The organism is Bacteroides sp. D20, from assembly GCF_003436255.1.
Lineage (GTDB): Bacteria > Bacteroidota > Bacteroidia > Bacteroidales > Bacteroidaceae > Bacteroides > Bacteroides uniformis.
Genome location: NZ_QSOO01000014.1, coordinates 122723 through 135682, shown reverse-complemented (window position 1 = coordinate 135682; position 12960 = coordinate 122723). Strand labels below are relative to the sequence as shown.

The 12960-nt window shown below is 40.5% G+C and carries 11 protein-coding genes; 9 read left to right on the top strand and 2 right to left on the bottom strand.

What is annotated here, in order from left to right; genetic code table 11:
- Positions 1 to 94 precede the first annotated feature (94 nt).
- Positions 95 to 337 carry a hypothetical protein gene (locus tag DXD78_RS14835; protein ID WP_233534018.1) on the top strand — a complete coding sequence of 81 codons (243 nt, stop codon included), beginning with the start codon at positions 95 to 97 and terminating at the stop codon, positions 335 to 337.
- Between the two features lie 51 nt (positions 338 to 388).
- On the opposite strand, the gene DXD78_RS14830 is transcribed toward DXD78_RS14835, so the two are convergent.
- Positions 389 to 925: a hypothetical protein gene (locus DXD78_RS14830; protein WP_009037556.1), complete on the bottom strand. Its 537-nt coding sequence runs from the start codon at positions 923 to 925 to the stop codon at positions 389 to 391.
- A gap of 36 nt (positions 926 to 961) precedes the next feature.
- Entirely contained in the window at positions 962 to 1903 is a 942-nt protein-coding gene (locus DXD78_RS14825) for a leucine-rich repeat domain-containing protein (RefSeq protein ID WP_117652799.1), read from the bottom strand.
- A 630-nt stretch (positions 1904 to 2533) separates the two neighbouring features.
- Here DXD78_RS14825 and DXD78_RS14820 point away from each other — a divergent pair.
- From DXD78_RS14820 to DXD78_RS14785, 8 genes are all read left to right on the top strand, one after another.
- The gene (locus DXD78_RS14820) at positions 2534 to 4075 is read left to right on the top strand and encodes a class I SAM-dependent DNA methyltransferase (protein WP_005638571.1); all 1542 of its coding nucleotides are present in this window, start codon (positions 2534 to 2536) and stop codon (positions 4073 to 4075) included.
- Between the two features lie 44 nt (positions 4076 to 4119).
- Positions 4120 to 5112 carry a site-specific tyrosine recombinase/integron integrase gene (gene xerA / locus DXD78_RS14815; protein ID WP_005638568.1) on the top strand — a complete coding sequence of 331 codons (993 nt, stop codon included), beginning with the start codon at positions 4120 to 4122 and terminating at the stop codon, positions 5110 to 5112.
- A 1-nt stretch (position 5113) separates the two neighbouring features.
- Positions 5114 to 5860 (top strand): restriction endonuclease subunit S, encoded by a 747-nt coding sequence (locus DXD78_RS14810; RefSeq protein ID WP_005638565.1) that lies wholly within the window; start codon positions 5114 to 5116, stop codon positions 5858 to 5860.
- A 10-nt stretch (positions 5861 to 5870) separates the two neighbouring features.
- A complete protein-coding gene (locus DXD78_RS14805) occupies positions 5871 to 7064 on the top strand; it encodes a restriction endonuclease subunit S (protein ID WP_005638561.1) in 1194 nt (397 codons plus the stop codon).
- 7 nt (positions 7065 to 7071) lie between these two features.
- The gene (locus DXD78_RS14800; RefSeq protein ID WP_005638559.1) at positions 7072 to 8172 is read left to right on the top strand and encodes a YhcG family protein; all 1101 of its coding nucleotides are present in this window, start codon (positions 7072 to 7074) and stop codon (positions 8170 to 8172) included.
- Between the two features lie 10 nt (positions 8173 to 8182).
- Positions 8183 to 8668, top strand: coding sequence for a restriction endonuclease subunit S (locus DXD78_RS14795; RefSeq protein ID WP_005823429.1), 486 nt, complete (start codon positions 8183 to 8185; stop codon positions 8666 to 8668).
- On the top strand, positions 8661 to 11789 hold the full coding sequence (locus DXD78_RS14790) for a type I restriction endonuclease subunit R (RefSeq protein ID WP_005638554.1): 3129 nt from the start codon (positions 8661 to 8663) through the stop codon (positions 11787 to 11789). Before DXD78_RS14795 ends, DXD78_RS14790 begins: the two co-directional genes overlap by 8 nt.
- A gap of 68 nt (positions 11790 to 11857) precedes the next feature.
- A complete protein-coding gene (locus DXD78_RS14785) occupies positions 11858 to 12910 on the top strand; it encodes a DUF3644 domain-containing protein (RefSeq protein WP_005638553.1) in 1053 nt (350 codons plus the stop codon).
- The last annotated feature ends 50 nt before the right edge of the window (positions 12911 to 12960 follow it).

Genomic DNA, 12960 nt, shown 5'->3' with positions numbered 1-12960 from the left:
GAACCCATACTGAATCCCGTATTTTACATTTACACAAAATATTTTATAGTGCCTCGAAATCCGTACCCGCCAACTGATAGACACCAACATGCCTATGTTCATGAACGACACCGAGAACCTGACTGCTGCCCAAACTGCCATGCTTCGTGCTGTAGCCGACGGTGAATACCGCTTCAACTCCATCCCCGTAGTGCGGAAATATGAATTGGGCAGTGCACAGACCATCACACGCAACAAGCGTATGCTGACAAAACGTGATTTCATTGAGAAAGAAGGAAACAAGTATGCTTTCTCCGACCCTATATTCGAGCTTTGGTTCAGAAGGGAGTATTGCTAAATGCGAGAAAGGGCGTGAGCAGGAAGTGATGCTTCCTGCTCACGCCAACAACTAAAGTTTCATAGACATTAAAATACTTCTTCCTTGTAACTCATATATAGTAGACTCTATTAAGACCATCTTAGTACTTATTCCACTCATGCACAGGTTTCCTATCCTATGACTATCAGACAGCCTCTGGCCTTGAGAATCTATATATTCAGTATGTACATACACATCTGCATTTTCCAAATCCACTTCTTTCAACTCTGATAAAGAATATTCAAGTTCGATAGACGCATGCATTTTCTCCGTTATCGCAACTGGATTAAATGGCTTACAACTATATGCATGATTCAATTTCGTAAACTCATTTAATAACTTAGGATGGCAAAGGGCAATATAGCTATTGGTTATTACTGCATTTTGCCAGTTCTTATTTACATAGGTAACCACAATACGTATCATATCATCCCTGATTACTCCATCACAAGCAATCAATGCTATTTTTGTTTTCTTTTCTATATATTTGCAATAAAATGGAATTCCGGTGACAATAACCGATATGCTTATAGAGATAATCGAAATTATTAAAGATATTATTCCCATATAGTACGCCTTTTGATAGTACAACAAATTATCAATTCATTCCTCAACTATAGTTTTGAACTCTCTCCACATTATTGCTGTATGGTATGCTTCATTGCACCCCTTAGGGACATACAATGTTGCATTATTATAAACCTCATTATTAAAACCGATTATTGAAGGAGGAATAGTTGACCTACAATGTATTTCCTTAATATATTTACTGTCCCAAAATACCCCACCCGTTTTTAATCCAGTACCAAATATGATTTTTTCCAAGGAAGTACAATCATAAAATGTAGTTTCTGGAAATCCCGTAACACTATCAGAAACAATAATTGATTTTAAATTTGAACAATATGCGAAAGCATATCCTTCAATATATGTTACTGATTTCGGTATCACTATTTCTTTCAAAGAAGAACAATAGCTAAATGAATTTGCATGTATGCAAGTAATTTTATCTGGCAAATCAATAGATTCTAAAGAAGAACAACCACTAAATGTAGAACCATTACTAAATGTAGAATCACCAATCATCTTAATAGAATTCGGTAAATTTATTTTCTGTAGAAGAGAACATGAATAAAAACAAAATCCTCCAATAGTCGCTACATTGTCAAATAGTTTAACCTCAATAAGATTTTTACAATAAGCAAAAGATTCATTTTCTATCTTTACACAAGAATAAGGCAATAATACTTTTTTAAGAGATTTACATTTACGAAACATACAATTCCCAATAACATTATTTTTAGTATAGCAATCCTCATATTTATCAAGAGTCCCTGGTTTATAAGAATCAGGATAGCAATATATTTCGCCTCCTTCCACTATATTAACATTAGTGAGATCTAAATATTCAAGAACACCATTTGTTTCCTTCTCTATATAATTCACACCAGCCATTTCCCTAATCAGCCTGATATCAGATCCGTTAATATCACCTTCAAGGACAATTTTTTTAACCTTTAAATAATCAATATTCAATATTTCCATTTTTCTTTTTAAGGAACCAGCCGTTTCTAATGTCAATTCCAAAACTGATTTTCCCTGTTGAACAACATTCAATGTATCCGCTAAACCTTCATTATTTCTATTGTATCATTCGTATTTACAACCGATTGTTACTCAATATCTTGTATGTAATAAATCAGAAATATGGCCTTAATCTTTAATGGTACATTCTGAAGGGCGAATATTTAACGCTTTTATTAATTCTTAACTCTCTTGGAACTTCAATATAGGCTGTTCTTTCACATTCCAGTGCTATCTGCGCTCTATGTTCCACATTAATTGGGGCTCATTATACAAGCCTTCGCAAATATAGTATATTTATAGAATTTAGTGTGGTTTTCTGAAGTAATCTTACCAAAATACTAATGAGCAATCTTGAAATAAGCAGACACCAAACCTACATCGCAAAGTGTTTATATTTTGTGCATACATACACTTTTTTTGAATTATACAAGAAAATCCACGAAAAGGCATTACCTTTGTGACTGAAAAAGCAACTGCGCTAATGACCTGAAGAATAAGAATAAATAACATACGAAACTCCTTCGCTGTCTTATAGGCTTTGGTCTGCCTCGCAGGGATAGTGATGGAGTTTTACTTTTATATACGACCATGGCAAAAAAGGCAAAAACAAAAGATGTAGCAAAGAAGACCATCGAGCAAACTTTGTGGGATTCAGCAAACGAATTACGCGGCAACCTTGATGCTGCCGAATACAAAAGTGTAGTGCTCGGACTTGTATTCTTAAAATACATCAACGACTGCTTCAAAGTTAAGCACGATGAACTTGTAGCAGAGGGTGCCGGCTTTGAGGAAGACCCTGATGAATATATCGGTGACAACATCTTTTTTGTTCCTACAGATGCCCGTTGGGATAAAATCGTCAAGGCTTCGCTTACTGCTGAAATAGGAGTTGTCATTGATACAGCAATGGAAGCGTTGGAGCAGGAGAACAGGCAGCTTAAAAGCATTCTCCCGAAAAACTATGCCCGTCCAGAACTCGACAAACGCCGCTTGGGCAATGTAATTGATATTTTTGAAAACAACCTGCATTTCACAGGAACAGAAGCCCGTGATGTGCTCGGGCGTGTATATGAATACTTCCTTGGAGAGTTCGCTCGTGAAGAAGGTAAGAAAGGCGGTGAGTTCTACACTCCATCATGTGTTGTCCGCACCATTGTTGAGGTTATCCAACCCTACAAAGGAAAAATCTTTGACCCGGCTTGTGGTTCGGGAGGTATGTTTGTACAGAGTAGTAAGTTTATCGAACGTCACCGAGGTAATATCAACCAAATTTCTGTTTACGGGCAGGAACTCAACAGCAACACATGGAAATTGGCACAAATGAATCTTGCCATTTGTGGCATTGAGGCTAACTTTGGCGACAGCTTCGGCGATTCATTCCACGATGACAAACATCCGTTCCTCAAAGCGGATTTCGTCATGGCTAATCCACCGTTCAACATTTCCAAATGGGGCGGCGACCAACTGCGTGACGACCCTCGCTGGCAATATGGCATACCGCCGGAGGGCAACGCCAACTTTGCTTGGATGCAGCATATGCTTTATCACTTGGCGGACAACGGACGCATCGGATTAGTGCTTGCCAACGGCTCGCTTTCCTCACAGCAAGGCACAGAGGGCGAAATCCGCAAAAACATTGTCAATGCAGATTTGGTAGAGGGCATTGTAGCTATGCCGTCGCAGTTGTTTTATAATGTGCAGATACCTTGCTGCCTTTGGTTCTTGACGAAGAAAAAGGCTCAACCGGGCAAGACGCTTTTCATTGACGCTCGCAACATGGGCTATATGAAAGACCGTACACACCGTGAACTGTCGTGTGGTGAAGAAACCGAAGACCACGGTAATGACATCGGACGGATTGCAGAAACCTTTGAACAGTTCCGTGCCGGAACGCTGGAAACTGAAAAAGGCTTCTCTGCAATTGCAACCATTGAGGATATAGAAAAGCAAGACTTTATCCTTACTCCCGGTCGTTACGTTGGCATTGCGGAAGTGGAGGATGACGGTGAACCGTTCCAAGAGAAGATGGAGAGGCTTACTTCCGAACTGTCGGATTTGTTCGCCCAATCGCATACACTTGAAAATGAAATCCGCAAGCAGTTGGCAAGAATTGGCTTTACCGTTAAGTAAAAAACTTCTACTCTTCGTTATGTTCACCCAAAAATAACGAAGATATGAAAGAGAAATTAATCCAAGAAATCAGCACCGCAATGGCAGAAGTGTTAAGTTTTGAACAAGTAGCTCACCTTAATAGCGTATTGCTTCAGGTTGTAAGCCAGTACACTATTACCGAGGACGGCGAGACATTGCATGAAAATGCAGTGTCGAATGACCGTCTGCTTGACATCTTCTTGTCTGCAAAACAAGTGGAGGGCTGCACCACTCCGACTATCAAATACTATGGCTCTACCATTCGGCAGTTGTTCAAAAAGATGCCTAAAAAGGTAACAGATTACACCACCGAGGACATCAGGGCCTATCTTGCCGTGTTCCAGCGGAAGAACAAGTCAAGCCGTGTAACTATCGACAACATCCGCCGGATATTTTCTTCATTCTTTGCTTGGCTTGAAGAAGAAGATTACATCATCAAAAGCCCCGTCCGCAGAATACACAAGGTTAAGACCGGAACACAAGTAAAAGAGGTATTGAGCGATGAGAATATCGAACAGCTCCGTGACAGTTGCACCGAAATCCGCGACCTTGCCATCATTGACATATTGGCTTCCACTGGTATGCGTGTGGGCGAGTTGGTGAAACTTAACCGTGAGGACATCAACTTCAACGAGCGTGAATGTATTGTTTTCGGCAAAGGGAACAAGGAACGTATCGTTTACTTTAATGCCCGGGCAAAGATACATCTGCAACAATACTTGGCTTCTCGCAAAGACCGAAATAAGGCACTCTTTGTTTCATTGGCTAAGCCGCACAAGCGTTTGGGTATTTCGGGCGTGGAAACACGTCTGCGCAAACTTGGCCGCTCGGCTAAGATTGTACGTGTTCATCCTCATAAGTTCCGGCGCACATTGGCTACAATGGCTATCGACAAAGGTATGCCTGTCGAACAAGTGCAACGGTTGCTTGGTCATGTCAAGATTGACACGACCATGCACTATGCTATGGTTAATCAAAGCAACGTAAAACTCTCACACCGTAAATTCATAAATTAGCATGTGGTGTTGTTCGACATACGGCAGAAGAACATCATTTCCCAAAAATAAGCGTGGAAATGATAATTTAGAGCAGCAGGCACAGGCGTTGTTCAAGTCGTGGTTTGTGGATTTCGAGCCATTCAAGGACGGCGAATTTGTGGATTCGGAACTTGGAATGATACCAAAAGGTTGGAGGGTTGTTTGCTTGGGCGAAGTTACGAAACAAGTTACTGAGAAAGTTGGTAATCGAGAAGATGTAACCGTTCTTTCTCCTGTAAATTCAGGTGAATTGGTTCTATCAGAGGAATATTTCACAAAGCAAGTGTTTAGCAAAAACTTGTCGAAATATTTGATAGTTAATCCGTTGTCGTTTGCCTATAATCCAGCTCGTATCAACATCGGTTCTATTGGATTAAACGAATATGATTTTGTCGGCTGCGTTAGCCCGGTTTATGTTGTCTTTAAGTGTGAACCGAATTACCACTATTTCTTTGACTTTTATAAAAGGACTGCGGTATTTAAAGATGAGGTCGCATTAAGAGCTATTGGCGGTGTTAGACAATCATTGGGATATGACGATTTCTCTTTGATTAAAACAATATATCCAACACCTGATGTTGTAGCCGAATTTAATAACCTCTATCTGAAAATGAAGGAGGTTATAACGCGGAATGACATTCAAAATAACAAATTGACCACTTTGCGAGATTCACTTCTCCCAAAGCTGATGTCAGGTGAACTAAAAATCAATAATTTTAACCGCTAAATTCTCATTTATGGAACAGTGGAAAGAATACAAATTGTCAGATATACTAAGCATTGTCAGTGGCTTTGCCTATAAAGGGGAGTATCTTGGAAAAGGAGAGTCATTATTGCTTGGCATGGGCTGTGTGTCTTATTCTGAATTATTCCTTGAAAAAGGAATGCGCCCTTACGCAGGAGAATTTCCCGAAAGGTATTCGGTTGAAGCTGGTGATATAGTTTTAGCTACACGGCAACAATCCGACAATCTTCCAATTTTAGGTATGCCAGCTATCGTACCTCAAAAATTCAAGGGGAAGAAAATGGTTTTTGGCGCAAATCTCTATAAAGTTGTTCCCAAATCTCCTGAGTTTCCAATCGACTATATATATTGGCTTCTTAAAACCCCTGCCTACATTCGTCACATACGGTCGTGCCAAACAGGAACTACTGTTAGGATGATAACGAAAGCAAATATAGAAGACTATGCTTTCATGTGCCCTTGTAAGGAGCAACGTAATCAAATAAGCAAATTGCTCTGGGATATTGAAATGAAAATCGTGCTGAACCGCCGGATAAATGATAATTTAGAGCAGCAGGCGCAGGCATTGTTCGACCACTACTTTGACAGTGGAAGCATATATCTTGAAGATTCTATTATGGGATGTTTGACTGATATAGCCGTCTATCTAAACGGGTTGGCAATGCAGAAATTTCCGGCAACTGATATTGAACGAAGTTTACCAGTACTTAAAATAAAAGAATTGGGACAACGTAAATGCGATGATTGTAGCGACCGCTGTTCGGATTCCATAGATGCAGATTACATTATAGACAATGAGGATATTATATTCTCATGGTCTGGAACTCTTATGGTTGATGTTTGGTGTGGAGGTAAATGTGGATTAAACCAACATTTATTTAAAGTTACTCCGTTGAAAAACTATCCACGGTGGTTTGTTTATTATTGGACAAACCGTCATTTAAAGAAATTCAAACTCATTGCAAAAGATAAAGCTGTAACAATGGGGCATATAAGGCGTGGTGACCTTGAAAATGCAGAAGTTGCTATTCCTACAAATCTGAATATGTTGGAAATTAACGCTCGAATAAATCCGTTGTTTCAATCTATCATTGATAGACGATTGGAAATTACTAAATTAGAGAATATTCGCGATGCGCTTCTCCCGAAGCTGATGTCTGGCGAACTGACAATAAACGAAATATAATAAGGTTATGGATAAATCAATCGGCATATTAGATAAAGATTACACGCTATGGGTCAAGGAACTCGTAAAGCGTTATCGCAGTAGCCAAATCAAGGCGGCTGTAAAGGTAAACAATGAAATGCTCCGTTTTTATTGGGAGCTTGGCAAAGACATTGAGGAAAAGCAAGCGGACAACAAGTATGGCAGTAAGTTTTACGCCACATTGAGCCGTGACTTGCGCCATGAGTTACCCAATGTTGAAGGACTATCTGAAACCTCAATCCGCTACGCAAAACGCTTTTACTCGCTTTATAACCAACAGATTACAATTCTGCCACAACTTGTGGAAGAATCTAAAAAGGCAAATCTTCCACAGCTTGTGGAAAGATTGCAATCGGATTTATTCTCTGTACCTTGGGGGCATCATCGCTATATAATCGACAAATGCTCGGACGAGTCCGACAAGGCTCTGTTCTATGTCCGCCAGACTTTGGAAAATGGTTGGAGCAGGGATATGTTGCTCAATATGCTGGGAACAGACCTGTATGAACGCAGCGGCAAAGCGCAGACCAATTTCAAGAGTACACTTCTTAATACAGACAGTGATTTAGCGCAGGAAATAACACGTGACCCTTATAACTTCTCTTTTACTAAATTACGAGGAAAATACAACGAGCGTGCCCTTAAAGACGCATTGCTTACCAACATCACAAACTTTTTGCTGGAGCTTGGTACAGGCTTTGCTTATGTAGGCAAAGAGTATCGCTTGCAAATTGCTGAAAAAGAAAAATTTATCGATTTGCTCTTTTATAACCTAAAACTGTCCTGTTATGTGGTGGTAGAGGTTAAGATAGGCGAGTTTGACTTTGCCGATGTCGGGCAGTTAGGCGGTTATGTTGTGGCTTGCAATCACCTTCTCCGCAAAGAAGGGCGTGACAATCCTACGATAGGATTGCTTATTTGCAAACAAAAGAGCAACACTCTGGCTCAATATGCGCTTGAATCAAGCAGTCAGCCCCTCGGAATATCCGAATATGAGCTTGAAAAGCTATATCCCGAAAAGGTGGAAGGCACAATGCCGTCCATCAAGGAGATAGAAGCTAAATTAGATGGTCAAACCAATAGCTAAATTCTCATTTATGGAACAGTGGAAAGAATATAAATTAGGAGATATTTCCAATATGAAATATGGGAAACTACCTCCAAAGCAAAATAACGGTTCATATCCAATTTGGTCTGGATATAGAAATGTAGGATTTGCAACAACTTATAATTGTCGCAAAGGAACTATCATTGTGGTTGCTCGTGGCGTAGGTGGAACAGGCGATGTTAAAATTTCCAGCGAGGATTGTTTCCTAACGAATTTATCGATAGCAGTTGAATTGGATAATAAGATATGCGAGCCACTATATTTTTACTATAAATACAAATTATCAAATCTAAGGTATTTAGATACTGGTTCAGCTCAATCTCAAATTACTATTGATGATTTAAAGAGATTGTCATTAAAACTACCTCCTCTTGAAGAACAGAAACGTATTACGGAGATTCTTTCCTCTATTGATTATAAAATCGAGCTGAACCGCCGGATAAATGATAATTTAATGCCAACCTATTATGCCTAAGACGTTTCATTTCACAGAAGATTCATACGAACAAACGATAATCTCATTGTTCAAGGATATGGGCTATGAATACCATTATAGCCCGGAACTTGACGCAGATACCAGCAGGGAACTTACCGATTCCACCATACCGGGAGCATTGCGTAAGGCAATGTTGGCTATAAACGGAGCGGACAAAGTCGCCGCCGTGGATGAAGCCATCCGCAAAATCAGAGAACAATTCAGCCAACCTTTGGTAAGTGCAAACATAACCCTCACCGATTGGCTGCAAAATGGGCTGGATGTGACCTTCAAAACCGCTCAAGGCTCATTGCGTAGCGACCATATCAAGATAATCGACACAGACAATATCAACAACAATTCTTTTGTGGTTGCCAACCAATGGACGGTTACAAATGGCAAATCCACCAAACGTGCCGACATAGTGGTATTCATCAACGGACTGCCAATCTCCGTTGTTGAGTTGAAATCCCCTTCCCGTGAAGTGACGAACTCGGAGGAAGCCCACCAACAGTTGCAGAACTATATGCGCATTGTTCCGCAACTTTTCACTGCTTGCCAAATGCTCGTGATAAGTGATATGGCAGACACACGAGTAGGCACGATTACCGCACCGCTTGACCGATATATGGAATGGAAAACCACGGATGGAAGCTATGAAAGCACGGCGTTTGCCGACTTTGAAACATTCTTCAACGGCATATTTGAGAAGCATCGGGTCATTGATATAATTGCTAACTTTACCCTTACAATGGGTGGCGATAAGAAGATACGCATACTCGCTGGCTATCACCAGTATTTTGCCGTGAAGAAAGCCCTTGAATGTACCAAACAAGCCCTGCAACGCAATGATGGAAAAATCGGCGTATTCTGGCACACACAAGGTTCGGGCAAGAGCCTTTCGATGGTGTTCTATGCCCACCAACTCTTGAAAAATCTGCTTAGTGCGACCTTGCTTGTGCTAACCGACCGTCTTGACTTGAACGACCAACTGCACAGCACTTTTGCATCGTGCAGCGACTATTTGCGCCAAAAACCAATCAAAGCTACTGATGGCGAAAACCTCTATGAATTGCTCGAAAAGCGCAAGAGCCACGGGATAATCTTTGCCAATATCCAAAAGTTCAAAGACCGTGATAAGCTCATCACCAGCCGTTCGGATGTGATTGTGATTAGCGACGAAGCCCACCGCACACAATCAAACACCAAGACAAAGATTGATACACAAACTGGAGAACTGAAACTCGGCTTTGCGGCTATCGTGCGCAAACTCCTGCCCAATGCGGCTTTTATTGGCTTCACCGGTACGCCTATTGAACAAGACGACAACGACACGAGAGAGGTGTTTGGCAACTACATTGACATCTACGACATGACCCAAGCCGTGGAAGATGGTGCTACCGTGCCTGTCTATTACGAGAGTCGTTTGGTAAAATTGGATTTGGACGAGGACACGCTCAAATTGTTGGATGACGAGTATGATAAACTGGCGGAAGAAGGTGCTGACGAACAGGACATCAAACGTTCAAAGAGTGAAAATGCACGGCTACGCGCCTTGCTTTCAGCCCCACAAACCATCGACACACTTTGCAAGGACATCATAAATCACTATGAAAACAACCGTGCCGACTTGCTCACCGGAAAAGCCATGATAGTAGCGATTGACCGTGCTACTGGTATAGACATATATAAAAAGTTGATGGAGCTTCGTCCTCAATGGAAAGATATTATCTGCGTAGTTATGACGCAAGGAAACCAAGACCCTGTAGAATGGAACGACATCATTGGCTCTGCCGCACGTAAAGAAGAACTGGCTCGCCAGTTCAAAGATAACAATTCACCGCTAAAAATCGCTATCGTAGTCGATATGTGGCTCACAGGCTTTGATGTTCCATCGCTTGCCACAATGTATGTTTACAAGCCGATGAAAGGACATAATCTTATGCAGGCTATCGCCCGTGTAAACCGTGTGTTTCCCGAAAAGAGCGGCGGTTTAGTAGTGGACTACATCGGCATTGCCAAGGCTCTCAAAAAGGCCATGCACGACTATACAGGACGTGACAAGAAAAACTACGGCGACCCGAACATCAAGACAACCGCCTATCAACAGTTCGTCGCCGCACTCAAGCGTTGCCGGGAATGTATGAACGATTACGATTATTCCTCTTTTTCCGATTGTTCCAATCTGCAGCGTGCTAACCTCATTAGAGGTGGTGTGAACGTGTTGCTTGATAAGGATAACCTTGTCTCGTCCGAACCTACCACTCAAACTGATGAAAATGGTAACATTATTCTTGTGGATGCCGTTCCTGCCGAGGCGAGAAAAGTCTTTATGGAAGAAAGCAAACGCTTGTCACAGGCTGCTTCGCTTTGCCGCAGTTTGCTCACCCCTGCAGAACGTTTTGAAGAAGCATATTTTGAAGCTGTACGGACATTGCTCTTGCGCCTTTCGGGAAACAATAAAATTACCCGTAAAATTATAGACGAACGCATCACACAACTGTTGAAAGTTGCAATCAAGGCAGAGGGAATTGTGGAAATTCTCAATACAAAAGGCTCGGAATTTTCACTCTTTGATGAGAATTTCCTGAAAGAGATAGCCGAGATGAAAGAGAAGAATTTTGCTCTCGAATTGCTCAAACGGCTGCTTGAAGAACACATCAAGAAATATGCTAAAAAAAGAATGGTTGAAGCCGAGAAATTCAGTGAAATGCTTGATGCCCGGCTTGCTGAATACCTCCGTGGGCTTATCTCCAACGAGGAAGTGATTAAGGAGCTTCTCAAAATGGCGCAAGAACTGAAAGCCAATGCGGGACAAGCATCTGAATTGGGACTGACCGAGGAAGAACAGGCTTTCTATGATGCTTTGACAAAGCCGCAAGCCGTAAGAGATTTCTATGAAAACAGCCAACTTGTTGCTATGGCAAAAGAACTGACTGAAGCCCTGCGTAGTAGCAAGACCATTGATTGGCGACAGAAAGAATCAGCCCGTGCCAAGATGCGCTCTATGGTGAAGCGATTGTTGAAAAAGTACAAATACCCACCAGAGGAACAAGAGGCTGCTCTCGAAACCGTTATCCGGCAATGTGAACTTTATGCGGATTCGGATAACGAAAGTTAGCTATAAAGTTTCATATCCTATCTGGTTATCATTTTTTGATTATATTTATTTGTACGCAAAAATATATTATGAGTAGAGGATTACCTTTAAATGTTAAATTATGTTTGGATAAAGCATTGGATTCTGCTTTGTTGTCAGTTGAAACATATAATAAACCTGCTGTGAAATTTAAATCAGGTGGGTACATTGTTTTAATGTGTATCGCATGGACATCATTGTTTCATGCAATATTTTTCAAAAGGGGGATAAAACCATTTTATCGAGAAAAAAATAAAGTACGATTTAAAAGAGTTGATGGAGAAATTCAATTTTGGGAGTTAGCCACATGTGTAAAAGAATACTTCAAAGGAGAAGATTGTGCAATAAGGAAAAACATCGAACTCTTTATTCCATTAAGAAATAAATTGGAGCATAAATTCTTACCAGAATTAGATGCTAATATTTTCGCAGAGTGCCAAGCTCTATTGCTAAATTTTGATAAGATTGTAGAGAAAGAGTTTGGTGAAGATTATTGCCTAAGAGAGTCTTTGTCCTTTGCATTGCAACTATTTCCCTCTTCGAGAACTCTTGCAATGGGGATAAAAATGAGCAAAGATGCTCAAAAAATTACTCGATTTATTGATAAATATAGAGCGTCAATAAGTACAGATATTATGCAGAGCGGAGAGTATTCTTTTAAAGCATTCTTGATTCAAGTTGCCAACCATAAGTCAGTAGATGCTCTTCCTGTTCAGTTCTTCCCATATGATAAACTGACAGATGATGAAAAAAAGAAAGTTGAAAGAATCGCAGGACTAATCAAGGAAAAGCATATTCCAGTTGTAAATAAAGGGACATTAAAACCTGCCACCGTAATACAACAAGTTCAGGAACGGTTAGGTAACCCTAAGATTATAAGAGGGAAAAAACAAGTTAATAAATTTAATTCCGATACTCATACGAGGTGTTGGAAAAAATATGAAGTTCGTCCAGAAAGGAATTCAGATAACCCTGAAAAAACAAAGCCAGAATACTGTTTATATGATGAACCTAATAATAGTTATCTATATACAGAAAAATGGGTTGAGTTTTTAGTTAAAAAGATGCAAGACGATGATGAATATCAGTCTTTATTCAAGTAATTAAAGGGGAGAGGATAGACACTATCCCTTTTAATTGTTTAGTTGACTAT

Bases quoted from the DNA above. Each gene is read 5' to 3' on its own strand.
- DXD78_RS14825 (WP_117652799.1), bottom strand. From the start codon at position 1,903: ATGGAAATATTGAATATTGATTATTTAAAGGTTAAAAAAATTGTCCTT.
- DXD78_RS14810 (WP_005638565.1), top strand. From the start codon at position 5,114: ATGTGGTGTTGTTCGACATACGGCAGAAGAACATCATTTCCCAAAAAT.
- DXD78_RS14785 (WP_005638553.1), top strand. From the start codon at position 11,858: ATGAGTAGAGGATTACCTTTAAATGTTAAATTATGTTTGGATAAAGCA.
- DXD78_RS14795 (WP_005823429.1), top strand. From the start codon at position 8,183: ATGGAACAGTGGAAAGAATATAAATTAGGAGATATTTCCAATATGAAA.
- DXD78_RS14835 (WP_233534018.1), top strand. From the start codon at position 95: ATGTTCATGAACGACACCGAGAACCTGACTGCTGCCCAAACTGCCATG.
- DXD78_RS14805 (WP_005638561.1), top strand. From the start codon at position 5,871: ATGGAACAGTGGAAAGAATACAAATTGTCAGATATACTAAGCATTGTC.
- DXD78_RS14800 (WP_005638559.1), top strand. From the start codon at position 7,072: ATGGATAAATCAATCGGCATATTAGATAAAGATTACACGCTATGGGTC.
- xerA (WP_005638568.1), top strand. From the start codon at position 4,120: ATGAAAGAGAAATTAATCCAAGAAATCAGCACCGCAATGGCAGAAGTG.
- DXD78_RS14820 (WP_005638571.1), top strand. From the start codon at position 2,534: ATGGCAAAAAAGGCAAAAACAAAAGATGTAGCAAAGAAGACCATCGAG.
- DXD78_RS14830 (WP_009037556.1), bottom strand. From the start codon at position 925: ATGGGAATAATATCTTTAATAATTTCGATTATCTCTATAAGCATATCG.
- DXD78_RS14790 (WP_005638554.1), top strand. From the start codon at position 8,661: ATGCCTAAGACGTTTCATTTCACAGAAGATTCATACGAACAAACGATA.